Below are 26219 nucleotides of genomic sequence, written 5' to 3'. Positions count from 1 at the left end.
GGGCGTACAGGCGGTCGGTCATCCGCAGCGCGAAGCGGCCGGCCATGCGGTTGCCGGCGCGGCCCAGGGAGCGGGCGCCCGTGACGACGGGCGGGAAGTCGCCGGTGGGCGCGGTGGGCTGGAGGTACACGCCGAGGGCGGGGATGCCGGTGGCCTCGGCGAGGTGCCAGCCCAGCGGGGCGGTCGTCGTCGAGAGCAGCAGCAGGTCCGTGCCCCGGTCCACGGCGTCGGCGAACCCCTGGCCCAGTTCGCCGACGAACGCGGCGGCGGCCCGCATGAGTTCCCGTCCGCCGCCGCCTCCGCCGCCCTTGCGCGGGTCGGCGGGGAGCGCGCGGAACTCCAGCCCGGCCGCGCGGACCAGGGGGGCGAAGGCGTCCGTGGTGGCGAGCACGACGTCGTGGCCGGCGGTGCGGAGCGCGGCGCCCAGGCCCGTGTAGGGGGCGACGTCGCCCCGCGATCCGGCGGCGGCGATCAGGATTCTCATCGGTCCTCCTCGGCACCGGGTCCGGTGCCGGTGCGGCGGGTGGCGTTGGCGTGGACGGCCCCGCGCAGCCAGGCGGCGAGCCCGGGACGCTGCTGGGACGGCGGTACGACCAGGGCGAAGGCGCGTGGATCGGCGGCGAAGTCGTCGGCGATGCGCCGGTGCATGTCCGGCGGGCAGGCGGTGAACCAGCGCGAGATGTGCAGGCGGTGCTCCTCGGCGAGGTCCATGGCCCGCTCGCCGTCCCCCGGTTCCCCCTCGTCGAAGGCGGCCAGCAGTTCGGCGCGCCAGGCCGTGGCCTCGCCCATGAGCCGCCGCCAGTCCTCCTTGGTGTGGGCGGCGGCGCGGGTCATCGACTCGCGGCGGCCCGGCGAGTCCGCCCACTTGAGCTCCGCCTCGGTGGCGTAGCTCAGGTCGAAGGTGATCTCGCCGAACACCTCGAAGCGCTCCTGCGGGGTGAGCGACACCCCGGTCCGCTGCACCTCGATCGCGCGCCGGGCCACCTCGGAGAGCCGTTGCAGCCGGGCGATCTCGGCCGCCAGCCGCTCCTGCCGTGCCAGCAACTGGTCCAGGGCGTTGGCCTGCGGATCCTTGAAGATCTCGGCGATCTCGTCGAGGGAGAAGCCCAGTTCGCGGTAGAAGAGGATCTGCTGGAGGCGGACCAGGTCGGCCTCCTCGTACAGCCGGTATCCGGCCGGGGAGCGGCCGCTGGGCGACAGCAGCCCGGCCTTGTCGTAGTGGTGCAGCGTGCGCACGGTCACTCCGGCGAAGGCCGCGACCTGCCCCACGGAATAGCTCATCCACCTGCCCTTTCGTCGCGACCGATCCTCAAGCCTGACGTAAGGGGAGGGTCAAGCCGGGCCCGGTCCGGGGCCACCGGCACGTCAGCCACCCCCACCCACGTAACGAAAGGTACATTTCACCCCCACAGGGGCGTTGTTCCGTGTTCCCGCCCGCCCCCTCCGGCCGCAGCCCCCGCACCAGGAAGGGCCCGATCCGTGTCCGCAGTCACCGATGAACGGCCCCACACGGCGAAGCTCTCGCTGCTGACGCTGTCCGCGCTGGTCGTGGGCTCCATGGTCGGCGCGGGCGTGTTCTCGCTGCCCCGGCGCTTCGCCGAGGAGACCGGCGTCGCGGGGGCGCTGATCGCCTGGACGGTCGCGGGCACGGGCATGCTGATGCTGGCCTTCGCCTTCCAGTCCCTGGCGGTGCGCCGGCCGGACCTGGACGCCGGGGTGTACGCGTACGCCAAGGCCGGGTTCGGCGAGTACCTCGGGTTCTTCTCGGCGTTCGGCTACTGGGCGAGCGCCTGCGTGGGCAACGTGACGTACTGGGTGCTGATCATGTCCACCATCGGCACCGTCTGGCCGGCCCTCGGCGACGGGGACACCGTCCTGGCCGCCGCGCTCTCCTCGGCCGGCCTGTGGGGCTTCTTCCTGCTGATCCGGCGGGGCGTGAAGGAGGCCGCCGCGATCAACCGCATCGTCACGGTCGCCAAGGTCGTGCCGATCCTGGTCTTCGTCGTGCTGGCGCTCTTCTTCCTCGACACGGACGTGTTCGCGCGGAACTGGGGCGGCGCCGACTACGCCGGTTCCCTGTTCGACCAGATCCGCGGCACCATGCTGGCCACCGTCTTCGTCTTCCTCGGTGTCGAGGGGGCGAGCGTCTACTCCCGGCACGCCAGGCGCCGCCGGGACGTGGGCCGGGCCACCGTCCTGGGCTTCCTCAGCGTCTTCGCCGTCTTCGCCTCGGTCACCGTCGTCTCGTACGGGATCATGCCCATGAGCGAGATCGCGGAGCTGCGCCAGCCGTCCATGGCCGGGGTCCTGGAGCACGCCGTGGGCACCTGGGGCACCGTCTTCGTCAGCGTCGGGCTGATCGTGTCCGTCCTCGGTGCCTACCTGGCCTGGTCCCTGATGGCCGCCGAGGTGCTGTACGTGGCCGCGCAGGACCACGACATGCCGCGCTTCCTGCGCCGGGCCACCGCGGCCGACGTGCCCGTGCCCGCCCTGGTCATGAGCACCGTGCTGGTCCAGCTGATGCTGGTCGTCACGCTGCTCTCGGACGACGCGTTCAACTTCGCGCTGAACATGACCAGTTCGCTGACCCTGATCCCGTTCCTGCTCGCCGCCGCGTTCGCGCTGAAGATCTCGCTCACCGCGGACCCGCTCGCCCGGCGGCCGGCGACGGGGTGCGACCTCGCCGTCGGCGTCCTGGCCACCCTCTACACGGCGTTCCTGCTGTACGCGGCCGGGTTCAGGTTCGTCCTGCTCTCCTTCATCGTCTACGCCCCGGCCACGGTCCTGTTCGTGATGGCCCGCCGCGAGCAGGGCCGGCGCCCCTTCTCCCCCCGTGAGCTGCTGATCTGCGCCGTCTCGGTCGCCGGTGCCGCCCTGGGTGTCATCGCCCTCGCGGCTGGCTGGATCAGCCTCTGAACCGGACCCGACTCCCCCGACCCGTCTGCGAAGGACCGCCCATGACCGCTGCCAGCGCTTCCCGCACCCCGCTCGGTGTCCACTCCGAGGTCGGCCGGCTCCGCAAGGTCCTGGTGTGCGCGCCGGGCCTCGCGCACCGCAGGCTCACCCCGACCAACGCCGCCGATCTGCTCTTCGACGACGTGATGTGGGTGGAGAACGCCCAGCGGGACCACGCCGGTTTCGTGGACGCGCTCACCTCCCGGGGCGTCGAGGTCGTCGAACTGCACGGCCTCCTCGCCGAGACGATGGCGGTGCCGGGGGCGAAGGACTGGCTGCTCGACCGGAAGATCACGGCGAACGAGGCGGGCCTGGGGCTGATCGACTCCACCCGTGCCTTCCTGGACACCCTCTCCCCGGGCGCGCTCGCCGAGTTCCTGATCGGCGGCCTGGCCACCACGGACCTGCCCGACGCGTACCGCCCGCCGTACGTCGCCCTGGCCCGCGAGTCCAACGGGATGCGCGAGTACGTGATGCCGCCGCTCCCCAACACGCTGTACACCCGCGACACCACGTGCTGGCTGTACGGCGGGGTGACGCTCAACCCGCTGTACTGGCCGGCCCGGCACGACGAGACCCTGCTGATGAAGGCCGTCTACCGCTTCCATCCCGACTTCGCGGACGCCGAGGTGTGGTGGGGCGACCCGGAACGGGACTGGGGGCAGGCCACGTTCGAGGGCGGCGACATCATGCCCGTCGGCAACGGGGTCGTCCTCATGGGCATGAGCGAGCGCACCTCGCGCCAGGCCATCACCCAGGTCGCCGCCGCCCTGTTCGAGCGGGGCGCGGCCGAGCACGTCGTCGTGGCGGGCATGCCGAGGCTGCGGGCGGCGATGCATCTGGACACGGTGTTCACCTTCGCCGACCGGGACGTCGTCACCCTCTACCCGCGCATCGTGGACGCGATCCACTCCTTCTCGCTGCGGCCGGGCGGCGGCGCCGTGCCGGTGGACATCACCGACGAGGGCTCCCGGCCGTTCACCGAGGTGGTCGCCGGGGCGCTCGGGCTGCCGGGACTCCGGGTGATCGAGACGGGGGGCGATGTGTACGCCTCCGAGCGGCAGCAGTGGGACAGCGGCAACAACGCGGTCGCGGTCGAGCCGGGCGTGGTGTTCACGTACGACCGGAACACCCAGACCAACGCGCTGCTGCGGAGGGCGGGCATCGAGGTGATCGAGATCGTCGGCGCGGAGCTGGGCCGGGGGCGCGGCGGGGGCCACTGCATGACGTGCCCGCTGATCCGGGAGCCGGTGGCGTTCTGAGCCGGCCCCCCGGCCGGGCACCCCCGCCCGGACCGGCGACCCGAGCGGCGACCGGACCGGCGTGCGACATACGGCGGCCCAGCGGGATTCGGATCACCGCTGGGCCGCCGGTCGGGGCGCGCCGTCAGGGGGCACGCCGTCAGGGGGCGCTCCGTGGAGCGTGGCGCGTCAGGCGCAGGCGCCGAGGTCCTGCCAGACGCCCCACTCGCCGCCGGCGCCGGGCTTGTCACCCTGCACCCACCACTTGGCGCGCCAGTTGTGGCCCTCGTAGGAGACGGTGCTGCCGCCGGTGTAGACGGCCTCGGTGCTCCACGCGGGGGCGGTGCAGGTGTCCGTCTCGCCGCCACCGGTGTTGCCGCCGTCGCCGCCACCGGTGTTGCCGCCGTCGCCACCGCCGGTGGTACCGCCGATGTTCACGTCCACGCAGGCGTAGAAGGCGTTCCCGGTGTCCGCGACGTTCCACACGGCGAGCACCTTCTGCTTGCCGGTGAAGTTGCCGAAGTCGACCTGCTGGCTGACGTCGGCCGGCGGCTGGGCGTTGTTGCCGGCGAACTCGGCGATCTTCGTGTCGCCGATGAAGTACTGCCAGTTGGCCGTGGCGTGACGGGCCGTGTGGTGCCAGGTGAAGGTGAAGGTCTTGCCGACCGGGGTCACCTTCCAGCCCTTGCTGTCGTCGTCCAGCTCACGGTAGGCCGCGTTGCCGCCGCTGCAGCTCTTGAGGCCCTTGGGGCCCTCGACGCTCTGCGGCTCGTACTTGATCTGGCCGCAGTCGACGGCGCCGGTGGAGCACTGGTCCTGGCGGCTCGTGGGGGCGGTGACCCAGCCGTGGGCGCTCGCGGTGCCGACCTGGAGGCCGAGGGCGAGGGCGGGGGCGACCAGCGCGCCGATGGAGACAGCCGTGCGTCGCTTGATGTTCATGCCACATCACTTCCTTTGCTCTTACGGAGACTGGCCGCGTGCTCGATGGGGCGCTGGGGGGGTGCGCCCGGGCATGGGGGGAGTCGGCCGTTCCGGCGGGACGGGGGTGCGAAGCCGCCCGGTCCGTGGTCTAGACCTAGACGATGCGGTCTAGACATTAACGGGGTTCGGGCGCCAGTCAAGGGCTCGGAGCAAGCCCGCCGGCGCCTCCGCTTTTCATATTCGAGTGGTTCGTTGGCGCACTACTCGTTCGCCATTTTTAAGTGATCCTTAAGCCGCTGGTCACCGGCACCGGCCGGCCGCCCCGAGGTGAGCGGCGACGCCCCGGGTGGCCCACAGACCGTCAAATTGGTCTAGTCCTAATCTCGTCGGAATCGTTGACGCGCAGGTCACGGGCCGGTTATCACTTCTGCAACCCCCCATTCCCACCGCACCACCCGCACCCCCACGCTGGAGGCCCGCACGTGCACCCCCGCAAGACACTCACCGCCGCGCTCCTGAGCACGGCCCTCGCCGCCGGTGCGCTCGCCGCGACCGTCGGCATCGGCTCGGCTCAGGCGGCCGACGCGCCGGCTTCCGCATCGGCTTCCGCTTCCACCGGGGGCGTCCGCATCGCGTACTACGACCAGTGGAGCGTGTACGGCAACGCCTTCTACCCGAAGCACCTGGACACCCGGGGCATCGCCGGGCAGCTGGACATCATCAACTACTCGTTCGGCAACATCCACCCGACCGACCTGACGTGCTTCGAGGCCAACAAGGCGGCGGGCGACGACAACAACCCCAACGCGGGCGACGGTGCGGGCGACTCGTACGCCGACTACCAGAAGTCGTTCAGCGCCGCCGACAGCGTGGACGGCGTCGCCGACAAGTGGGACCAGCCGATCGTCGGCGTCTTCAACCAGTTCAAGGAACTGAAGGCGAAGTACCCCCACCTGAAGATCAACATCTCGCTGGGCGGCTGGACGTACTCCAAGTACTTCAGCGACGCGGCCAAGACGGACGCGAGCCGCAAGAAGCTGGTCTCCTCCTGCATCGACCAGTACATCAAGGGCAACCTGCCCGTCGAGGGCGGTTACGGCGGCCCCGGCACCGCGGCCGGCATCTTCGACGGCATCGACCTCGACTGGGAGTACCCGGCCTCCGCGGGCGGCCACCTGGGCAACCACTACGCCCCCGAGGACAAGCGCAACTTCACGCTGCTGCTCGCCGAGTTCCGCAAGCAGCTCGACGAGTACGGCGCCGCCAACGGCGGCAAGAAGTACCTGCTGACCGCCGCGTTCGGCGCCGGCCAGGACAAGATCGCGAACATCGAGACCGACAAGATCGGCCAGTACCTCGACTACGCGAACATCATGACGTACGACATGCACGGCGCGTGGGACGGCGACGGCCCGACGTACCACCAGTCGCCCCTCTACTCCGGCAGCAACGACCCGTCCGACCCGGTCGCGCCCGGCACCGAGAAGTACTCGATCGACAACGCGGTCGACTCCTGGCTCGACGGCAAGCCGGCCTACGGCATCGCCGGCGGCTTCCCGGCCGCCAAGCTGACCCTGGGCTACGAGCTGTACTACCGCGGCTGGAAGGGCGTCCCCGAGGGCGGCACCCACGGCCTCGGCCAGTCCGCCACCGGCGGCTCCTCGCCCCGCCCGCTGAGCCAGCAGGCCGGCATCGCCCACTACAAGGAGCTGGGCGGCATCGTCGACAACCCGGCGACGACCTACTGGGACGACGAGGCGAAGGCCTCCTACTTCTACAAGGACGGCGAGTTCTTCACCGGCCTGGACAAGAAGTCCATCCAGGCGCGGGCCGACTACGCCAAGCAGCGCGGCCTGGGCGGCGCGATGATGTACTCCCTGCTCGGCCTGGACGAGAACGCCACCCTGCTGAAGCAGATCAACGCGGCGATCGGCGGCTCCACCACGGGCCCCACCACCCCGCCCACCACCGAGCCGAGCACCCCGCCCACCACCGGCCCGAGCACCCCGCCCACCGGCAGCTGCGGTTCGGTCCCGGCGTACGTGGCCGGCACGGTCTACAACTCGGGCAACGAGGTCTCCCACAACGGCCGCAAGTACAAGGCCCAGTGGTGGACCCAGAACGAGACGCCGGGCAGCACCGGCGAGTGGGGCGTCTGGAAGGACCTCGGCGCCTGCTGAGCCTCCCCCCTGCTGCACCGAGCCCCCGCCGGCCCCACGCCGGCGGGGGCTCCCGCATGTCCGACGGCGGCCCCCTGAGCGGAATTCCCCACTCCGATCCCGTCTCACTATGTGATACGCCCGGACCTCGCGGCCCCCTCACGCCAAAGCGTGCACCCGCACGGCGCAAGCCTGGACCGGGGGTGAACCCAGGGGAAACACTCGACGGCAGAAGGGGAAGCGCTCGCACGCCGAGCCCGTTCATCTCACGAGGGGGGCAGCAATGGAATCTCTCATCAACGGCTGGTGGTGACTCCGGCGACGGACTCGCCGCCGGAATACCGATTCCTGTCCGCACAGGTGAGGGGCCTGCGGTCAGGCCGTACAAGGCCGTGCACGTTCGAGGGGGGATCCCTTTCATGACCGAGTCCCTGACCACCGGGGCGCGGGGGCACGCGACGCCGCCGCCGGAACTGCCGTCGCTGCTGTCGCAGGAGTTCTCCCGCGCCCCGCACCCGCACTACCGGCGCCTGCGCGAACAGGCGCCGGTGTGGTGGGACACCGAAACGAAGTGCTGGTACGTCACCCGCTACCACGAGGTCAACGCCCTGCTCCGGGACGCCCGGCTCTCGGCCCGGATCGGGGAGGGCTTCTACGGGGACCTCGGCGCGCCCGCACGGGCCGCCGTCCGGGACGTGGCGGGCTTCTTCGACTCGTGGCCCATGTTCACCGATCCCCCCGAGCACACCCGGATGCGGTCCGCGGCGGGCCCGGGATACCGTCCCGCGGGCGTCCGCCCCCTGCGGGACCGCATCGCGCGCGAGGCACGGGAACTGCTGGCCGCCCGCGACCCCGGCGACACCGATCTGCTGGGGGGCTTCATCCATCCGCTCGCCGTGTCGGTGACCTGCCAGCTGCTCGGCATCGACGAGGAGCACCGCGAGTCGGTCCTCTCCTGGTCCTCCGACATCATCGGGTTCATCGGCGTGCCGCAGTGCGACCCGGACCGGGCCCCGCGCACCCGGGCGGCCATCCGCGAACTCCAGGAGTACCTGCGCACGGTGATCCTGCCCATGGCCGGGGCCGGGCAGGGCCCGCCGCAGATCCGCGCCTTCCTCGACCTGGAGCCGCGCCAGGGCACCGCCCTGTACGCCCAGTTGCTCACCGGCGGCATCGAACCGGTCGCGGCGAGCCTCGCCTCCGCGCTGGTCGGCCTGCTGGACGGGGACCAGGACGTACTCGACGGCCTGCACCGGGGCCGCTTCGACGCCGCGCAAGTCGCCGAGGAGGCACTCAGGTACGACGCGCCGTTCCACCTCGTGCCGCGCACCGCCACCGAGCCGGTCGAGGCGGCCGGGGCGACCATGCGTCCGGGGGAACGGGTGGCCCTCGTGGTGGCCGCGGCCAACCGCGACCCGGCCGTCTTCGCGGACCCGGACCGCTTCCGGATTCCGGCCGCCGGAGAACCGGACCGTCCGCACCTGTCCTTCGGGGCCGGCCACCACTTCTGCCTGGGCGCCGGCATCGCCAGGGCGACGCTGACCGAGGCCGTTTCGGCCTTCGCCGAGTGGACCGCGGGACGGTCCTCGGTGCGGCTCAAGGAGGCCGACCGGGCGGCCGCGTTCAGCCGGACGGTGTGGGAAAGAGTCGCCGTGGGGCTGTGAACGCCCCCGAGCGCGCGGCCCGCGCAGGGCCTTTCCCACCCTTTGAGGGACCTTGCGCGATCTTGAACCCGCCTACTTGGTTTAATGGTCAATTTCTTTCCCCGGCGGCCTTTCCCCGGAATACCGGCTCCTAATCTCCGGAATTCCGGAGCGGAAGAAAATGGCCGGATTAATTTTCCTTGACCGGGGATCACCGGGCATGTGACCATCTCAAGGCTTTGTGATAACTGCCCCGACCTGCGAAACAGTTCGGTCGGCGGAACAAACGAGAGCCTTTCATACTACAGAGGTGATCCCGCTGAGGAGCGAAGGGCATGACGAGGAGATAGACAACCTCGCCAGACTGCTCTATTTAACGGCGGCCCGACGGGCGGACTGGGACGCGGCGACGGTGGGCCCCGAGGTCGGGGCCGAACCGGCCCAGGTCGAACGGGCCGTGACCCGGCTGACCGAACTCGGCCTCCTGGTCCCCCAGCCGGCCTCGCCGTCCGGCTACGGGCTCGCCCGGCCCGAGGAAGCGCTGTCCCGACTGCTGGCGGTCGAGGAGCGCATCCTGGAGGAGAGCCGCCACCGCCTGACCGTCACCCGCGGCCAGGTCAACGCACTGATGCACAGCTTCCCGCTGAAGGGGCATCCCGACGGGGAGGCCCAGATCGAACTGCTGCTGTCGGGCGCCGAGGTGAACGCCTTCATCGAGGGGCGGGCCGGCGGCATCAACCGGCGCCAGCTGGCCATGCACCCGGGCGGGGCCCCGCCGCAGGAGCTGGTGGACGAGATGATGCTGCGGGACATCGAGGTGATCTCCCGCGGGGTGCAGATCCGGGCGCTCTACCCCCAGCACATCACCTCGATCGGCTACGTCCGCGAGTACCTCACCGAGTCCGTCCACCAGGGCGCGGACGTCCGGCTGGCCGCCTATCTGCCACTCCGGATGATCCTGGTGGACGAGAACCTGGCGATCCTGCCGATCGACCCCAAGGACACCTCGCGCGGGGCCTTCGCCATCCACAGCACCGAGGTGGCCCGCTCGCTGGAGGCCGTCTTCGACTTCCACTGGCACGACGCCAGGAAGCTGGACGAGACCGCGCCCGCCGGGCATCCGCTGCTCACCGGCCAGGAGCAGGCGATCATCCGGATGCTGGCCATGGGCGCGAAGGACGACGCGATCGCCCGTCAGCTCAGCATCTCCCCCAGGACCCTGAGCCGGATCATCTCCACGGTGCTGGACCGGCTGGGCGTCCAGAGCCGGTTCCAGGCCGCGGTGCAGCTCACCAAGGCCGGGCTGCTGGCCGACACCGAGGTCGGGGCCTACCGGGGCTGAGCCTCCCCGGCCGGCCCACCGGTACGGCGGGCCGGCCGGGGACACGGACCTCAGGTCCGCAGCCGGACGCCCTCTTCCTCGAACCGCTCGGTCACGGTGCGGACGAGCCCGTCCAGTACCTGGTTCGTCTCCTCGGCGGGCCGGGCGGGCTCGCTGTCGAACCGCAGCACATAGGTCACCGACCGCACGCCGGGCGTGGACCGGTCGGGCAGGAACACGTCCGCCACCTCGACCGAACGCAGCCACTCCGGGGCGGCCTCGCGCAGCGTTCCGGCCACCTGGTCGTTGGAGACGGCCGGCGAGATGACGAAGTCGAGCATCCGCTCGACCGCCGGGTCCTCCCTGAACCGCTCACCGCCCACCCGGCGCGGCACCACCGTCCAGGCGTCCAGGTCGAGTTCGAGGTAGACCGGCCGCTTGCCGCCGAGCTTGGCCCGGTGCCGTACATCCGGGTGCACCTCGCCGCAGACACCGGCCGGCACGCCGTCCACCAGCAGCTCGGCGCTGCGGTGCGGGTGCAGGAAGTCCGCCAGCGGGTGGCTCTCCGCGAGACGCCGGACGGTCAGCGCGACACCGCAGCGCTGCGCGGCCTCCTCGGCCGCCCCGCGCATGTGGAAGAAGTCCGCGGTCCCGGACTTGCCCGACCACCGGCCCTCGTCGAGCGCGCCGGAGGCGATCGCCCAGAGCACCGGACGTTCGTTGCAGAGCCCGTTCGCGGCCCCGGCGTCGGGCTCGAAGACCCTGGTCACCTCGAACAGCCTGACGCGCTCCTGCTTGAACCGCAGGTTGCTGCCGACCGCCGCGACGGCCTGGGCCAGGCAGTTGTTCTTCATCATCGAGTAGCGCCGGTCCTCGGCGTTGACGATGCCGACGTGCGCCGCCAGGGGGTGGCCGGCCGCGGGCGAGAGGACCTTGAGCGCGTCCTTGGCGTAGAAGCCGTCGGTGAACGTCTCGTAGAAGCCGAGGCCGACGAGGGTGTCACCGATCGTGGTGACCAGCTCCTCGCGGGGCGTCGGCACCGAGCCGATGCCGACCGGGAGCTCCTGGAAGGGAAGCCGGTCGAAGCCGACGTGCCGGGCCAGCTCCTCGTACAGGTCCTCGGTCTCGCGGACGTCCCAGATACGGGCGCCCGGCACCTCGAACTCGCCCTCACCCACCGGCCGGAAGCCGTAGTCGGCCAGCCGCCCCGCCACGTCCTCGGCGGTCAGCTCCAGGCCGAGGAAGGCCGAGGCCCGCGCGCTGTCCACGGTCAGCACGGGCAGGGTGCCCGACCAGCGCCGCGGCTCGCTGGTGGAACCGGTGCGCAGGGCGGCCTTGGCATCGGCCAGCAGGGCCAGCGCCCGGCCGGCCCCCTGGTGCACCGCGGTGGGGTCGCCGCCCCGTTCGAAGCGCTGGGACATCGGGGTGGAGAGCCCCAGCGAGGTGGCCGCGAGCCGGACGGAGACCGGGTCGAAGGCGGCCGACTCCAGCAGCACCCGGCGGGTCTGCGCGGTCACCCTGCCGAGTTCGCCGCCGATCACCCCGGCCACCGCGAGGATCTTCTCCTCGTCGGCCACCACCAGGGTGTCCTCGGCCAGTTCCACCGCCTTCGCGGCACCGGCCGGCCGGAAGGTCTCGCCCGACCGGCTCTCCCGGACCCGGACCGCCCCGCGCACCAGGTCCGCGTCGTACACCTGGACCGGCTGGCCGGTCTCCAGTCCGGCCGCCTCGGCCGCGTCCACCACGGCGAGACCGGTGTGCAGGCCCGAGAGGGTGAGCCGCTCCACGGTGTCGGCCGGCAACACGGCCGAGCCGTCCAGCACGTTCAGCTCGGTCAGGGTGTAGGCCAGGCAGCGGTCCGAGGCCACCGCGGCCTCCGGTCCGTCCTCGCCCGTCACCAGGGGCTCGGCGGGAGGCACGGCGAGCGGCAGGCCGAGCCTGACCGACAGTTCCAGGGCCACACCGGCGTAGCTGCGGTGGTCGCCGCGGTTGGCCAGGAACTCCAGGGTGACGGCCGTGCGCGCGCCGTCCGCCTGGATGTTCTTGACCTCGATCCCGGACTCGTCCAGGGCGTTGCGGAAGCCGGCGGGGTCGTCCGGGAGTCCGGGCAGGAAGGTCCGCAGACCTGCGATCGACATTTTCACTGTTGGCCTCGGTGAAGGTAGCTCAGCAGGCGCTGGTCGGAGCTGTAGAGCGGTTTGACCTTGGAGACGCCCAGCCGTTGCGCGGTCATCCGGGTGGAGCCCCAGCCGAACGCGATTCCGGTCACGCCGTCGCGGTCGTAGCCGAACTCGCGCAGCACCGCGGGGTGGATCATGCCGGCGCCGATGATGGTCACCCAGCCGATGTGGTGGCAGGCCTCGCAGCCGGTGCCGCCGCAGTGGGTGCACGCGATGTCGAGCCCGAGCGACGGCTCCGTGTACGGGTAGTACTTGGGCTTGAAGCGGAGTTTGACGTCCTCGCCGTACAGCGCGGTGGCGACGAAGGTGAGCAGGCTCTTGAGGTGCCCGACGCTCAGTCCCGGCTCCAGCCAGAACCCCTCCAGCTGGTGGAACATCGCCAGGTGGGTGGCGTCCACCGCCTCGTTCCGGTACACCCGGCCGGCCGCGGCGATCTTGATGGGCAGCTCCCGGCCCTCGCCGAGGACCCGCGCCTGGATGGTGGTGGTGTGGGAGCGCAGCAGCTTCCCGGCGTCGAGCCAGAAGGTGTCCTGCATGTCCCGGGCCGGGTGGTGCTGCGGGATGTTGAGGGCGTCGAAGTTGTGGTACGCGTCCTCGACCTCGGGGCCCTCGGCGCGCTCGAAGCCGAGCTGCCGCAGCACGGTCAGGCAGCGCTGCTCCACCTCGGTGAGCGGGTGCCAGGCACCGGCCCGGGAGACCTGGCCGGGCAGGGTGACGTCCAGCCACTCCGCCTCCAGCTGCACGGCGGTCTCGGCCTTGCGGGCCGCTTCCAGCCGGGCGTCGATCTCGGACTGCATCTGCTGGGAGAGGTCGTTCAGACGGACCGCGTGCTGCTTGCGTTCCTCCTCCGGCAGTTCGCCCAGCCGGCGGAACTCCTCCTTGATGAAACTGCGACGACCGAGGTACGAGGTCCGCAGCGCCTCGATCTCGACACGTTGGGAAGCCCCGGACAATTCCTCCAGGAACGACTGCCGCAAGCTGTCGATGTCTGTCAACTCACCCACTCCATAGGCTTGATCTGCCAACCGGCCCCGGCCGAAATCACCTCAGGCATTCAGGACCCCAGCAGCATCGCCAGGCCGCGACCAGCAGCCAAACTGCAATGCCGCAGCGTATCAAAGGAGTTGATCGCCCCGGCCATCTCCGCCAGCACCACCTCGTGCGCGTCCGGCAGCGAGAGCGGTCCGCCGGCCCGCAGTCCGGCGGGGCCCTCCAGCCACGAGCGGCCGTCCTCCACGCGCAGCCGGTGCCCGGTGTCCAGGAGATCGAGGCGCTCGACGCCGATGGAGGCCCTGGAGGTGCCGGAGAAGGCCAGCCGGGCGCCTCCGACGAAGTCGGCGATCCCCACCTCGACCCCGGCGCCCGGTCCCAGGCTGCGCACGTCCCGCGGCTCGCCGAGCAGTTGGCAGACCAGGTCCAGGTACGGGGCGGCCTCGCACAGGGCGGCCGCGGTGGTGGGCACCTCGGCCACCGGGGCCCAGCGCGCCCAGCGGTGCGCCTCGACCGGGCGGTACGCGCTCACCACCAGCACCGCCGAGGTCTTCGGTCCCCAGGTGTGCGCCCGGGTGGCGTCGTCGAGCAGGGCCCGGTGCGGGGCCAGCACGCCGATCGGGCGCTCGCTCTCCCGCTCGATGCTCAGCAGCCCGTCCAGTTCCTCGGTGAGCAGTGGGAACGGCTCGCACAGCAGCACCGCCTTGCCCGCCTCGGCGAGCTGACGCACCCGGCGCAGCCGGTCGGGGCCGCTCGCGTCGAGGACCACCAGATCGACCCCGGGGGCGGCCAGCAGCTCGTGCCAGCCCCGCTCGCCGCCGGCGGCGGCCAGATCCAGCACGGACAGCAGCTCGAACGAGGAGCTGCGCCTGATCAGGGCGGACACCCCGGACAGGACGGGCCCGGTCCCGGCGACCACGGCGGTGGGTACCAAACGCAGCACGGAGACCACTCCAGAGGGCGTACGGACGGGCGGCGCTTCCCGCCCTTTCGAGTACAGCGCACATGCTGGCACTCGCGGCCCGCCGGACTCCAGGGCACGGGGCAGCGGCCCGCCGCCGTGGCGTGTTCCCGCATCGCGCGCGCCCCGTCTTGCGATACAAGACACCGGCCCGCGACCGGTGCCCGCCTCACGGACTTCCCCGCTCCGGTGGCGTCGACCGGACATGGCTGGTGGGCGCAACGGGAAAGCCTGGCAGTTCAGTTGGCCGCCGCGCAGGATGAGGAGCGGCCGCGGCTCCGACGAGCGCCTCGCGGCCCCCTTCCCCCGGTGATACGTCGAGCCACGAGCGAAGGACTCCCATGCCTGCTGCCAAGACTCCCGCCCCGCGTTCATGGAAGAAGCCGGACAGCCACTACCTCGAAGTGCTGGAGAACCCCTGGTACCGCAACCTGACGGTGCTCCAGGACGTGATCGCACACCAGACCACCAGCTTCTGGACCGAGCGCGACGCCCGCTACCTGCACCTGCCGATCACCACCGGCTCGATCTCCAGCCCGATGGGCCGGGGCAGCGACAGCAGCCCCGTCAAGGTGAACCTGGAGGGGGTGCCGACCTACCTGGCCGACTCCATGCAGTTCATGCTGGAGTTCGGGTGCCGGCTCGCGCCCGGGGGCTCGTACTACCTGATGCCGTCGTTCCGCGGTGAGCCCGCCGACGAGACCCACCTGTGCCAGTTCTTCCACAGCGAGGCCGAGATCATCGGCGGCCTGGACGACGTCATCCGCAACGTGGAGGAGTACCTGCGCCACCTGGCCGCGGGACTCCTGACGCACGCCGGTGACGCGGTCCGCGACATGGCCGGCACGGTCGAACACCTGGAGGAGCTGGCCGGCTCCTCGGCCCTGCCCCGGATCACCTTCGACGAGGCGGCGGAGCGGCTGAACGCCGACCCGCGCTTCGTCAACGAGCCGGAGCCGGGCTGCCGCAGCCTGACCCGGGCCGGAGAGCGCGAGCTGATGAAGCAGTTCGGCGGCTACGTCTGGGTCACGCACCCCGACCACCTGAGCGTCCCGTTCTACCAGGCGTTCGACGAGAACGACCCGACCAAGGCGCTCAGCGCCGACCTGCTGTTCGGTGTCGGCGAGACCGTCGGCTGCGGCGAGCGGCACCCGGACGGCGAGACCCTCGCCAAGGCGCTGGACCTGCACGAGGTCTCCGCCGACAGCTACGAGTGGTACACGGTCATGAAGGAGCGCCACCCGCTGCGCACCTCCGGCTTCGGCCTCGGCGTCGAGCGCTTCCTGCTGTGGGCGACCCAGCACGACGACATCCGCGACCTCGCGCTGCTGCTCCGGTTCAACGGCACCGCCGTACTGCCCTGACCGAGCGCCGCCAGGCCCTCGCCCGACCACCCGTCAGAACCCCGAACGGAGCCCCACTGTGACGTCCCGGACCACCGAAGCCGCCGACACCGCCGAGCACGCGGAGGTACTCGGCTACTTCCGCGACAAGGCCGACGGATACGACCGCGTCGACGAACAGATCTACTGGCGCCTGTCCGACGAACTCCTCTGGGAGGCGATAGAGCGCTACGTGCTGCCGGGCCTGCCGCAGGGCGGCCGCCTGCTGGACGCCGGCGGCGGCACCGGCCGGTGGACCGACCGCCTGCTCACCGCCCGCCCGGACCTCACCGGTGTGCTGTACGACCTCAGCCCCGACATGTCCAAGCACGCGCTCGCCAAGGCCGAGAAGCACGGCTACCAGGACCGCCTGACCGTGCTCAACGGCGATCTGATGAACGTGGCCGAGGACCTGGCGGGCCAGGAGTTCGACCTGGTCATCAGCTTCCACAACGTGCTCGGCTTCGTGGCCGAGCCGACCGAGGTGCTGCGCCAGCTGAGTGCGCTGATGAAGCCCGGCGCGCAGATGGCCCTGGTGCTGCCGAACCGGTACCACACCGCCTTCTTCAACATCACCGTCGGCAACCTGGAGGAGGCCCGCTCCGCCGTCCTCGACCGCAAGGGCCGGTTCACCCCGGACATGCCGGCGATGCACCTCTTCACCCCGACCGAGCTGCAGGGCGACCTGGCCCGGGTCGGCCTGCACACCACGGTCCGGACCGGCTACCCCGCCCTGGTGTACCCCGGCTACCAGGAGACGCAGCTCGACGGCTCCAGCTCCGGTGTGCTGCGCACCCTCTCGGACCCGGAGCACTACGAGCGGATTCGTGAGCTGGAGCTGTACCTGCTCGGCGAGGCGTCGCTGGCCGAGCGCGGCAACAACCTCTTCTTCGTCGCGAAGCGCGGGGTCTAGTCACGGTGTCCGGATCAGGTACGACGTCTCCCCCGGTGGTGCGGCCGCGGCCGCTGCGCCCGGGGGACACCATCGGAATCTGCGCCCCCTCGATGGCGCACGCGGCCCGCTACCCGCGGCGCCGGGAACGGGCCGTCGCCCACCTGGAGGAGCTCGGCTACCGGGTGCGGTGCGGCCGGAACTGGCTGCGCGACACCGGGCACACCGCGGGCACGGCCGCCGAGCGGGCGGCCGACCTGCACGAGCTGTACGCCGACGACCGGGTGCGGGCGGTCATGACGTCGATCGGGGGGTACAACGCCAACCAGCTGCTCGACCTGCTGGACTACGACCTGATCCGGGCCCACCCGAAGCCGCTGGTGGGCTACAGCGACACCACCGCGCTGCTGGTCGCGATCTGGCAGCGGACCGGCACCGCCGTCGTGCTCGGTCCGCAGCTCCTGCCCCAGTGGGGGGAGGCCGGCGGCAGCCTGGAGTACACCCGGCGGTTCTTCCAGCGGGTGCTCGGCTCGCCGGAGCCGCTGGGTCCGGTGCCTTTCCCGGCCGAGCAGGTCACCGAGTTCCTGCCGTGGGACGAGGCCGACGACCGGCCCCGGACCGTGCTCGACGCCGTGCCGGCCCGCGCCCTGCGCGCGGGACGCGCCACCGGCTTCCTGATCGGCGGGAACCTGGAGACCCTGCTCTCGCTGGCCGGCACCCCGTACTGGCCCGAGCTGAACGGCGCGATCCTGCTGCTGGAGAGCACCGGCACCGATCCGGGCCGGCTGACCGCCCAGTTCACCCAGCTGCGCCACACCGGTGCGCTGGACCGGATCGCCGGTCTGGCGCTGGGCCGGTTCACCGATCCGGAGTTCGACCGGTCCGACACGCTGGCCGAGCTGATCGCCGGGGAGACGGCCGGTTTCGCCGGACCGGTGGTCGGCGGGCTGCCGTTCGGCCACACCGACCCGATGCTCAGCCTGCCGTTCGGGGCCCGCGCCGAACTCACCTCGGGGCCGGTGTGCGGGCTGACCGTGCTCGACGGGGCGGTGAGCGCGTGAGGACCGGCCACCGGCACACCGTCGTGCACCGGGTTCCACTGCTGGCCGCCACCGCACTGGCCGGGCTCACGGTGGCCCAGTTCGTGCACACCGTCCGGGACCGCAACCGGTGGCCGATCTGCTCCAACAACATGTTCAACCAGGTGCTGCCGGACCGGGTTCCGCAACTGCGGGTGCGACTGCGGGACGGCACCCGGTGGACCGAGCCGCGCCAGGTCTACGGCCTGCTGCCGCTGGAGTTCTTCCGGGTGGTGGACATCTGCGCCGCCGTGCTGATGGAGAACGAGGACGAGCGGGTCCGGGACGCCTTCTGCCGGCGGGTGGTCGAACGGCTCAACACCCGCCCCTGGAAGGGGTTCGACGAGGTGGCCCCGTCCGAGCGGCCGGCCGCCCCGGAGGGCTTCACCGGCCTGGAACTGCTGCTCGTCACCGTCGACACGGCCGACTACTCCCGCGCCACCGACTCACCCCTCCACGACCACCGCACACTCCACCGCTGGGAGGCCGACCGATGCTGCGCAGGATGACCGGCATCCTGTTCGGGCAGGCCGACGCGCCCGCCCGGCTCCGGGTGACCAGGACCGTGCTCGGCGTGGCCGCGCTCCGGACCCTCCGGCATCTGCCGGACGGCTCGTTCTTCGAGGAGCACGCCGACACCGTCATGTCCGAACAGGTCCAGGGCAAGAAGCGGTTCACCCTGAGCCGGCGGCAGTACGACCTGCTCCGCGGCGCCGGCCTGGCCGGGATGGCGCTCTGGACGGCCGGGGTCAGGCATCCGGCCGTCCGGGCGGTGGCGGCCACCGGGTTCATCGCCACCAACGCCTACGTCGCGCACTTCCATCCGAGGTTCTGGAACTACAACAGCCACCTCAGCCTGTTCGTCGCCGCCGCCGCGGCGGCCGACCTGCGCCCCCCGGCCGGCGGTGAGGCCGGCGAGGCCACCCGCCAGCTGCAGTCCGTGGCGATGGCCTCGATGCAGCTCGGCGCGGCCACCATCTACAGCCAGGCCGGCGTCTCGAAGCTGGTGCACGGCGGCAAGGAGTGGATGACGACCGGCCGGACGGTGAAGGGGGCCCTGGCCCTCCTCGGCACCCCGGCCGGCGCGGAGGTGAGCCACAACGACAGGCTGATGCGCCTGATCGCGGTGGCCACCGTGGCCGGTGAGACGGCCTTCCTGCCGTTGCTGCTGGCCCGCTGGAAGGACCGGCACCTGATCGGCGCCTCCGCCATCGGCTTCCATCTGCTGACCAAGAGGTACCTGGGCATCTCGTTCTGGCACCTGTGGTGGCTGTACCCGGCCCTCTTCGTGATCCCGCTGCCCGGCGACGACCGCGACGGCTCGGCCGCACACCGCGCGGCCCTCGCCCTGGCCGGGCAGGTCACGAAGCGCCTGCGCGCCCTGCCCGCCCCCCTTCCCCCCAAGCCGAACGGAGTCCACGGTGCCTGACAACGCCATACCGGACCGGCTCGCCGCCGCGCGGGCGGCCCGAGACCGGCTGGAGGAGTGGGGTTCGGGGTTCGCCGACTGGTTCCTGGCCGCCGGCTCCCGGCGGCTGGCCCCGGAGCCGGCCGTACCGACCACCGACCGCACCATCCTGTTCACCAACTCGGCCGTGGTGCCGTTCAAGCCGTTCATCCGGGGCGACGAACCCTTCCGGGACCAGTGGGTGACGGTGCGTCAGCCCTGCATCCGCAGCCACAACCTGCGGGCCACGTTCCGGGAGGACTTCCACACCGAGTTCGTCCTGCACTTCGAGATGCTCGGCGCGATGGCCCCGGCCGGCGACCTCGACGCCTTCACGGAAGCGGTGGCGGGCTACTTCGGGACCGCGCTGGGCCTGGCCGCCGGGCAGGTCGCCTTCAAGGTGGCCGAGGCCCACCACGACCTGAGCGGTGCGTGGCAGCGGGCCTGGGCCGGCCCGGTGGGCTACGACGGAGAGCCGGCCGACTTCTACTCCTGGACCTTCGGGGACGAGGGGATGACCGGCCGCGGGGCGACGTTCTGCCTGGTCCAGCCGGACGGCAGCTGGCGCGACCTGGGCAATCTGATCGCCTTCGAGTGGCAGGGCCGGACGGTCGCCTACGGCTTCGGGATCGGCCTGGAGACCCTGGCGGCCGGGCTGACCGCCGCCCGCTGGGTGATCGACACCACCCCCGAGGGCACCGTCTGCCTGCCAAAGACCCCGCAGCAGGCCAAGCTGGCCGATCTGCTGGGGCTGGCGGCCGAGTTCTACCGGGTAGGCGTCGTCCCCGCCAAGCGCGCCCAGGGCTACATCATGCGCAAGGCCCTGGTCTACCTGGAGCGGCTGGCCGGGCAGCTCGGCGTGCCGGACGAGCGGCTGATCGGGCAGCTGGCCGCGATCGGCGCCGTCAACGCGCCCGGCACCGACATGGCGGAACGTTTCCGGGACGACCTGGCCCAGCAGCGGAAGGACGCCGCGAGCACCCGCTCGGTCGACCTGTCCTTCCTCTGCGACGCCGCACTGGAGCCCGAACTGCTCTGCGGCGCGGCCGAGGACCTCCACCTTCCGGAACTGCTCGGCCTGGAGGCCCGGGTGTCGGACACCTGGCGTGGCAGCTCGCTGCCGGACGGCCGGCAGTCCGTCACCCTCACCCTGGACCTGACGTCCGCCGCGCCCCTCGACCCCGCCCGCCTGCGCACCGTGCTCCGCGGCATATCCGAGCAGCTCAGCACACGTTTCTCGGCCACCCTGCGCGGAAGTCTCTGAGGAGATCCCAGTGAAACAGCAGTTCGGCGCCGGCTACTGGACGCTGTTCTCGTCCGTGACCGTCTCCAGCTTCGCCGACGGTCTGCGGCTGGTCGCCATGCCCTTGCTGGCGTTCTCGGTGACCGGCAACGCGGTGGACATCTCCCTGATCATGATGGTGGCCGCGCTCCCCGGTCTGCTGGCCGGGCCGTTCGTCGGGATTCTGGTCGACCGGCTCGACCGCCGCCGCCTCCTCGCCCTGGCGAACGCGTCACGGGCCGTCCTGGTGTTCGGCTTCGCCAGTGTGGTGGTGACCGGACACGTCGAGCTCTGGCAGATCTACGTGATGACGGCCGCCCTCGCGACCGCCGAGCTGTTCGCCGAGTCCTCGACCTTCGCCATGATCTCCATCCCGGTGCCGCCGGAGCTGCTGGAGAAGGCGAACTCCCGCTTCTTCACGGCCCGGATGCTGACCCAGCAGGTGATCGGCTCCCCCGTGGCGGCCGCGCTGTTCGGCGTCGCCCTCAGCGCCCCGTTCTTCGTGGAGGGCGGCCTGTTCGTGGCCGCGGCCGTGCTCTCCCTGATGATCCCGGTCCTCCGGCGGCCCGGAGCCCCGGCCGAGGAGGCCGCCCCGGCCGCCCCGGCCGCGCCCGACGGCCCGCGCCCCTCCATGCTCGGCCAGCTCCGCGAGGGCCTGGTGCTGGTGAAGCGGACACCGCTGCTGCGCACCATCCTGGTCAGCGAGGTGGTGCTGAACTTCTGGATGCTGATCGCCACCGCGCTGATGGTGGTGTACGCCAAGCAGGACCTCGGCCTGACGGACTCCCAGTACGCGATGCTGTTCACCGCCGCCGCGCTGGGGAGCCTGCTCGGCAGCCTGCTGGTCCCGGCCCTGGTCCGCCGGGTCGGCGTGAAGTGGACCATGGCGCTGACCCTGCTGGTGACCGGCCTCAGCCGGCTGGCGCTCGGGCTGGCCGACGGCCCGGTGCTCGCCATCGCCACGTTCTTCACCTGCGGCGCCGCCATCTTCATGTGGGACATCGCGGCCTCCTCGTACCAGCAGCGCGTCACGCCCAATCACGTCCAGGGCCGGCTGCACGCCACGCTGCACGCCATGTCGTACGGCGCCGCCGTCCTGGCCGCCCTCTTCGGCGGTCTGCTCTCCGAGCTGATCGGGGTGCGCGCCGTGGTGATCCTCGGCGCGGTCGCCGTCCTGGTGTTCTCCGCCTACTGGCTCTACCTCGCACTCCGGGACCGTGGCGCGGCCCCGGAGGCTCCCGCCCCGTCGGACGCCGTCACCACCACCTGATCCCGCGCCGGCGTCCACCCCAACGCGAAAGGACCGTGGCTCCATGTCACACTCCCGCGACGTACTCGTCTTCTCCAAGCGCTTCGTAGGCGGCGTCCGCACCCTGGCCACGATGCTCCGTGAGCTGGACCTGCGTCCGGTGCTGGTCTCGGCCGATCCCGAGGACATCAACCGGGACGCCTGCGACGTGCACCTGGTGGTGGACTGGGACGGCGGTGAACTCGGCGATCTGGTCCGGGCGGCCGACGAGGCCGGCGTCCGGCCGACCGCGGTGGTCAACCTGGTCGATCCGCTGATCGGCTGGCAGATCAGGACGGCGCACCACTACGGGCTGCCCGGTGGCGAGCCGAACCGCGAGGTGCTGCTCAGCAAGACCCGGGTCCGGGAGGAGATGACCCGGCTCGGGCTCTCCGCCCTGCCGTTCGCCGGCGGCCCGGTGGCCAAGTTCGACGTCGCGGCGGTGGCCGAGTACCCGGTGATCGTCAAGCCCGCCCGTGACTCCGGGGGCTCCCGGCTGGTCCGCCGCGCGGACGGCCCCGAGCAACTCGCCGAGCACCTGCGGGAGATCGCCGAGAAGACGTCGCCCGACCTGGAGGTGATCGTCGAACGGCACATCGACGGCACCGAGTTCTCGGTGGACGGCCCGCTGCTGGAGACCGGCTTCCGGGGCCTGTTCAGCGTCGAGAAGTCCCAGCACGACGAGCTGCGCCACCACGACGCCGGGCTCCGGATCTCCCCGCCGCCCTCGGCGCACGTACGGCGCGGGGCCGAGCAGCTGACCGCCGACATCAGCGCGCTCTGCGCCGGCCTGGGCATCGTGGGCGGCTGGCTGCACGTGGAGGGCCGGGTCACTGCGGACGGCCGGGCCGAGCTGGTGGAGATCAACCCCCGCCCGGGCGGCGGCCTCTACCGCCCCGCCACCCTGCGGACCTGCGGCATCGACTCCGTACAGGCGAGCGTGCAGATGTCGCTCGGCGGCGCCGCCGCGGAGGAGCTGGCCGTGGCCACCCGCAACGACGAGCTGCTGGCGCTGCTGCCGTTCGAGATCGACCAGGTCGGCCGGGTCGCGCGCGCCACCCCGCTCGACGAGCTGAAGGCCATCCCGGGCGTGGTGGACGGCTACCAGTTCGACGGCATGGAGGTCCACACGCTGGACCAGGAGAACTTCTTCACCGAGGCGCTGATCACCGCCGAGACGGTCGAGGGGCTGATCGAGGTCGCCGACCGGGTCCGCGCCGCGTTCCACTACGAGATGGCCTGACCCGGCCCCGTACCCCCGCCACCCCATCGAAACGCCGAGGATTCCGAGGACCGCCATGACCGACACAGCCGCCCCCCGTCCCGATCAGATCGTCGTATGCAAGTGGCACCCGGAGCTGCTCGGTTCGCTGCTCGACAGCCCGCTCGAGGTGTACGTGATCCTGGACGCCTTCGACGTCGACTTCATGCAGCCCGACTGGAAGCTGCTCAGCAGGGCCGAGCGGGTGTACCGGGTGAGCGAGTTCGACTCGCTGGAGGAGATCGCCACCGTGGCGGTCGACCTCTCGCTGCGGGGCGTCACCGGGGACCGGATCATCAGTTTCACCGAGTTCAGCCAGTTCGGCGCCGGTTACCTGGCCACGCTGCTGGGCGACCCCGGCGACCCGCTGCGGCACGTCGCCTACCGCGACAAGCGGCTGATGAAGCAGCGGGTGGCCGCCGCCGGGGTGCCCACCGCCGCCTGGGCCGGCCTGCCCGACCGGGCCGACGAGCAGGACGTACGGGCGGTCGGCGAGCAGCTGACCTTCCCGATCGTCGTCAAGCCGGTCTCCGGTGGCGGCACCGTCGGCACGTTCACCGTGGACTCCCCCGAGGAGCTGGCCCCCAAGCTGGCCGGCCTCGGCCCCGCCCCGTACGTGAAGACGAGCCAGCTCATCGCCGAGGAGTTCGTGGTCGGCCGGGAGCTGCACATCGACGCCCTGTGGGAGGGCGGCGAGCCGCTGCTGCTGCTGGTCAGCGCCTATCACGAGAACCGGCTCGCGGTGCTGGACGGCATCTCGGGCGGCGCGGACGCCACGCTCGCGCTGGACGGCAGCAGCGTGATCCCCCGGGAGGACGCCCCCGAGCTCTACCGGCGGGTGCTGGAGCTGCACCGGGACGTGAACCGGGCGCTCGGCATCGAACGGGCCGTCACCCATCTGGAGGTCTTCGAGCGCCCGGACGGCGAGCTGGTCTTCTCCGAGATCGCCACCCGGCTCGGCGGCGCCTGGGTGCCCCTGATGCTGAGCGAGGCCGCCGGCATGGACATCTACCGCGCCCTGGCGGAGACCATGACCACCGGCAAGCTCCCGGCACCCCGGCCGGGACCGCGCTACGTCGGCGGCCTGCACCTGCGCCCCTCCGAGCCCGGCCGGATCACCGCGCTCCCCAGCACGGAGGAGATGCTGGCGGTGGACGGTGTGCTGCGGGTCCAGTGTCTGCGCCAGGTGGGCGACGTGGTGGACTTCTCGCACCCCTCGGAGTGGTGCGTCTTCGTCGTCTTCGGCACGGACGACCCCGCGGGGTACGAGGAGCTGCTGCACCGGGTGGCCCGGGAGATCCGCATCGAGGTCGAACCGGTGAAACCGTAGGAAGACGCGGACGAGCACCCGGCCCGGACCGGTCAGGCCGGGGGCCGATGAACCCGGGGCCGGGAACGGCGGGAAGCCCTCGCGGGTTCAGCTCGTCCGGTACGGGATTTCGCTGATGAACCGGGGCGCCCATGTCCCCGTTGTGACGACGGGCGCACCTGCGTCCCAGCGATGCCGCCGTGCGCTGTGGCGCCCGGCGGCGATCCCCTACGGAAGGAACAGCTCACAGTGAAGCGCTTCTTCGCACGTGCCGCGGTGGTCGTGGCGGCCGGAACCCTGGCCGCCGTGCTGCCCGGCTCGTCGGCGTCCGCCCTCAACCGCGTCAGTTGCACGGAAATGGGTTACCTGACGATCCACAACGCAGGCGGTTCCCTCTGCTTCGCCAACGCGGGCGTGCAAGACGTCGCCATCTACGGCGTGGACCAGATCTGGACCGGCAACAACAAGATCACCTTCGAGTACGTGCCGACCCAGGGCGCGCCGACGACCAGCAAGACCGTGGGCAAGTGGGCCTACGGGACGGTCACCGGCGCGCCCCTCCACAAGATCACGAAGATCAGGGTCTGGTAGCAGTCGCGGGACCGAGAGCCTGGGCTCTCACCGACGGGCTCCCGATGTCACCGCGGGAACGCTCCGTTCCCGCACGCGGAGCCGCTGAGCCGCACCCCCGGCATCCTCCAGCGGCCCGGGAGTCGCACGTCAGGGCGGGCGTGGCCGGCGTTCACGCGCGGGCCACGCCCTGTTCCGCGAGTGCCTTGCGCATGGCCCGCACCGCGTAGAAGGCGCGGCTCTTGACGGTGCCGGCCGGGATGCCGAGGTGCGCGGCGGTCTGCGCGACGCTGAACTCCAGGCAGTACATGAGCTGAATGACGGCCCGCTGCTGCTCGTTCAGTCCCCGCAGGGCCTCCAGCACGACATGGGAGGTGAGGGTGCTGTCCGTGTCGTCCCGGCCGGTCTCCGGTACGGCGTCGGCCGTCGGGGCCAGGGGGCGAATCCGGTGGGCCCGGTGGTGGTCGATGACCAGGTTCCTGACCACGGTGAACAGCCACGGCCGGACCTCCTCGCCGCGCGGTCTGAGGAACTGGGCGTTCTTCCAGGCACGGGCGACCGCTTCCTGCAGGATGTCCTCCGCCTTGTGCCAGTCGCCGTCCAGCAGCCGGGCGGCGTACCGCAGGAGCACGGGCCGGTACGTGGTGTAGAGGTCGCCGACGAAGGCGTCGCAGTCGGCGTCCGGCTCGGCGTGCGGGGTGTGCGTCCGGGCCGGAGCGAGGGTGGCCGGCGGCGTTTCCAAGGTCCCGTTCATGGGTGAGGCTCTGTCCTGTTCGCGTGTCCTGTGGGTCTCTCCCGCAGGGGCGGGAGCGTGGAATTCACAGTGCGCGAGCCACCTTGGCCGAACCTTTCCGTCTTCTTGCCGCCTCCTTGCCGCCGTCGCCTTCCCTGCTTCTCACCACCGCTTCCCCCGTCGCCCAGGGGAAATTTCCGCAGGGACGTGAACCGCTCCGTGCCCGGTCCCGTTGTCGGCAGTGGATGCGCCGCTCACCCATGGAGCGGCGCATCCACCGCGGCCGGTGCGCCACCCCCTGGTGGCCCGTCCGCGTGCTCGTGCGGCCGGCCCTCATACCCGGCGGCTGCACGGAGGCACGGCGCCACGACCCCCCGGTCCCCTCGGACCGCACGGCCGTGGCGCCGCCTCCCACCCCCACCTCACGTCGAACCATCCGGCCGTCCCGCGAACCGCGCGGTTCGGCCGTGCTCCACAGGAACAGGATCTTCGCCATGCGTATCACCCGACCGTCCCGCCCCAGCCGCCGTACCACCCTGCTCAGCACGGCCGCCGCCGTGACCGCGCTGTCCGCTGCGGCCGTGGCTCTTCCCGGTGCGGCCGGT

At 71.7% G+C, this 26219-nt stretch carries 22 protein-coding genes; 15 read left to right on the top strand and 7 right to left on the bottom strand.

The window, feature by feature from the left end; all coding sequences use genetic code 11:
- Together MHW47_RS13105 and MHW47_RS13100 are read right to left on the bottom strand one after the other, a co-directional pair.
- The coding region (locus MHW47_RS13105; protein ID WP_239223081.1) for a glycosyltransferase at nucleotides 1–484 on the bottom strand (484 nt) is incomplete at its 3' end.
- A complete protein-coding gene (locus tag MHW47_RS13100; protein ID WP_239223080.1) occupies nucleotides 481–1281 on the bottom strand; it encodes a MerR family transcriptional regulator in 801 nt (266 codons plus the stop codon). The genes MHW47_RS13105 and MHW47_RS13100, both read right to left, overlap by 4 nt.
- A 198-nt stretch (nucleotides 1282–1479) precedes the next feature.
- Here MHW47_RS13100 and MHW47_RS13095 point away from each other — a divergent pair, with 198 nt between their 5' ends.
- Nucleotides 1480–2916, top strand: a complete 1437-nt coding sequence (locus MHW47_RS13095) for a basic amino acid/polyamine antiporter (RefSeq protein ID WP_239223079.1) — start codon at nucleotides 1480–1482, stop codon at nucleotides 2914–2916.
- Nucleotides 2917–2957: 41 nt separating this feature from the next.
- Nucleotides 2958–4217, top strand: coding sequence for an arginine deiminase (locus MHW47_RS13090; protein ID WP_239223078.1), 1260 nt, complete (start codon nucleotides 2958–2960; stop codon nucleotides 4215–4217).
- 168 nt (nucleotides 4218–4385) lie between these two features.
- Here MHW47_RS13090 and MHW47_RS13085 read toward each other — a convergent pair whose 3' ends face one another.
- Nucleotides 4386–5135, bottom strand: coding sequence for a lytic polysaccharide monooxygenase (locus MHW47_RS13085; protein WP_239223077.1), 750 nt, complete (start codon nucleotides 5133–5135; stop codon nucleotides 4386–4388).
- Nucleotides 5136–5599: 464 nt separating this feature from the next.
- On the opposite strand from MHW47_RS13085, the gene MHW47_RS13080 reads away from it, so the two are divergent.
- The 3 genes from MHW47_RS13080 (at nucleotide 5600) to MHW47_RS13070 (ending at nucleotide 10261) form a co-directional block, all read left to right on the top strand.
- A complete protein-coding gene (locus MHW47_RS13080; protein ID WP_239223076.1) occupies nucleotides 5600–7297 on the top strand; it encodes a glycosyl hydrolase family 18 protein in 1698 nt (565 codons plus the stop codon).
- A gap of 398 nt (nucleotides 7298–7695) precedes the next feature.
- Nucleotides 7696–8940: a cytochrome P450 gene (locus MHW47_RS13075; RefSeq protein ID WP_239223075.1), complete on the top strand. Its 1245-nt coding sequence runs from the start codon at nucleotides 7696–7698 to the stop codon at nucleotides 8938–8940.
- A 289-nt stretch (nucleotides 8941–9229) separates the two neighbouring features.
- Nucleotides 9230–10261, top strand: coding sequence for a helix-turn-helix transcriptional regulator (locus tag MHW47_RS13070; protein WP_239223073.1), 1032 nt, complete (start codon nucleotides 9230–9232; stop codon nucleotides 10259–10261).
- Between the two features lie 50 nt (nucleotides 10262–10311).
- On the opposite strand, the gene MHW47_RS13065 is transcribed toward MHW47_RS13070, so the two are convergent.
- Genes MHW47_RS13065 through MHW47_RS13055 form a run of 3 tightly spaced genes read right to left on the bottom strand, consistent with a single transcriptional unit; the run spans nucleotide 10312 to nucleotide 14353 of the window.
- Nucleotides 10312–12378, bottom strand: coding sequence for a phenylalanine--tRNA ligase beta subunit-related protein (locus MHW47_RS13065; protein WP_239223071.1), 2067 nt, complete (start codon nucleotides 12376–12378; stop codon nucleotides 10312–10314).
- 2 nt (nucleotides 12379–12380) lie between these two features.
- Complete coding sequence (gene pheS / locus MHW47_RS13060) at nucleotides 12381–13415, bottom strand: phenylalanine--tRNA ligase subunit alpha (protein ID WP_239223070.1); 1035 nt, start codon at nucleotides 13413–13415, stop codon at nucleotides 12381–12383.
- Nucleotides 13416–13474: 59 nt separating this feature from the next.
- Nucleotides 13475–14353 carry a hypothetical protein gene (locus MHW47_RS13055; RefSeq protein WP_239223069.1) on the bottom strand — a complete coding sequence of 293 codons (879 nt, stop codon included), beginning with the start codon at nucleotides 14351–14353 and terminating at the stop codon, nucleotides 13475–13477.
- Nucleotides 14354–14712: 359 nt separating this feature from the next.
- Between MHW47_RS13055 and MHW47_RS13050 the strand changes: the two genes are divergently transcribed.
- The 10 genes from MHW47_RS13050 to MHW47_RS13005 all read left to right on the top strand — a co-directional run bounded on the left by MHW47_RS13050 (nucleotide 14713) and on the right by MHW47_RS13005 (nucleotide 24902).
- A complete protein-coding gene (locus MHW47_RS13050; protein ID WP_239223067.1) occupies nucleotides 14713–15735 on the top strand; it encodes an amino acid--tRNA ligase-related protein in 1023 nt (340 codons plus the stop codon).
- A 58-nt stretch (nucleotides 15736–15793) separates the two neighbouring features.
- The gene (locus tag MHW47_RS13045) at nucleotides 15794–16666 is read left to right on the top strand and encodes a methyltransferase domain-containing protein (RefSeq protein WP_239223065.1); all 873 of its coding nucleotides are present in this window, start codon (nucleotides 15794–15796) and stop codon (nucleotides 16664–16666) included.
- Between the two features lie 35 nt (nucleotides 16667–16701).
- On the top strand, nucleotides 16702–17706 hold the full coding sequence (locus MHW47_RS13040) for an LD-carboxypeptidase (protein ID WP_239223064.1): 1005 nt from the start codon (nucleotides 16702–16704) through the stop codon (nucleotides 17704–17706).
- The gene (locus MHW47_RS13035; RefSeq protein ID WP_239223063.1) at nucleotides 17703–18233 is read left to right on the top strand and encodes a hypothetical protein; all 531 of its coding nucleotides are present in this window, start codon (nucleotides 17703–17705) and stop codon (nucleotides 18231–18233) included. Before MHW47_RS13040 ends, MHW47_RS13035 begins: the two co-directional genes overlap by 4 nt.
- A complete protein-coding gene (locus MHW47_RS13030; protein ID WP_239223062.1) occupies nucleotides 18230–19153 on the top strand; it encodes a hypothetical protein in 924 nt (307 codons plus the stop codon). Before MHW47_RS13035 ends, MHW47_RS13030 begins: the two co-directional genes overlap by 4 nt.
- Nucleotides 19146–20435, top strand: coding sequence for an alanine--tRNA ligase-related protein (locus tag MHW47_RS13025; protein WP_239223061.1), 1290 nt, complete (start codon nucleotides 19146–19148; stop codon nucleotides 20433–20435). The genes MHW47_RS13030 and MHW47_RS13025 overlap by 8 nt, the downstream gene beginning before the upstream one ends.
- 10 nt (nucleotides 20436–20445) lie before the next feature.
- A complete protein-coding gene (locus tag MHW47_RS13020; RefSeq protein WP_239223060.1) occupies nucleotides 20446–21723 on the top strand; it encodes an MFS transporter in 1278 nt (425 codons plus the stop codon).
- Between the two features lie 43 nt (nucleotides 21724–21766).
- Nucleotides 21767–22984, top strand: a complete 1218-nt coding sequence (locus MHW47_RS13015; RefSeq protein WP_239223059.1) for an acetyl-CoA carboxylase biotin carboxylase subunit family protein — start codon at nucleotides 21767–21769, stop codon at nucleotides 22982–22984.
- A 55-nt stretch (nucleotides 22985–23039) separates the two neighbouring features.
- Entirely contained in the window at nucleotides 23040–24332 is a 1293-nt protein-coding gene (locus tag MHW47_RS13010) for an ATP-grasp domain-containing protein (RefSeq protein ID WP_239223058.1), read from the top strand.
- 228 nt (nucleotides 24333–24560) lie between these two features.
- Complete coding sequence (locus MHW47_RS13005) at nucleotides 24561–24902, top strand: beta/gamma crystallin domain-containing protein (protein ID WP_239223057.1); 342 nt, start codon at nucleotides 24561–24563, stop codon at nucleotides 24900–24902.
- Nucleotides 24903–25053: 151 nt separating this feature from the next.
- Here the strand turns inward: MHW47_RS13005 and MHW47_RS13000 are convergent, their stop codons facing one another.
- Nucleotides 25054–25635 (bottom strand): sigma-70 family RNA polymerase sigma factor, encoded by a 582-nt coding sequence (locus MHW47_RS13000; protein WP_239223056.1) that lies wholly within the window; start codon nucleotides 25633–25635, stop codon nucleotides 25054–25056.
- Between the last annotated feature and the right edge of the window lie 584 nt (nucleotides 25636–26219).

This window comes from Streptomyces sp. OfavH-34-F (assembly GCF_022347745.1).
GTDB lineage: Bacteria > Actinomycetota > Actinomycetes > Streptomycetales > Streptomycetaceae > Streptomyces.
Note: the sequence above shows the minus strand (reverse complement) of the source record. Positions and strands in the feature narration are given on the sequence as shown.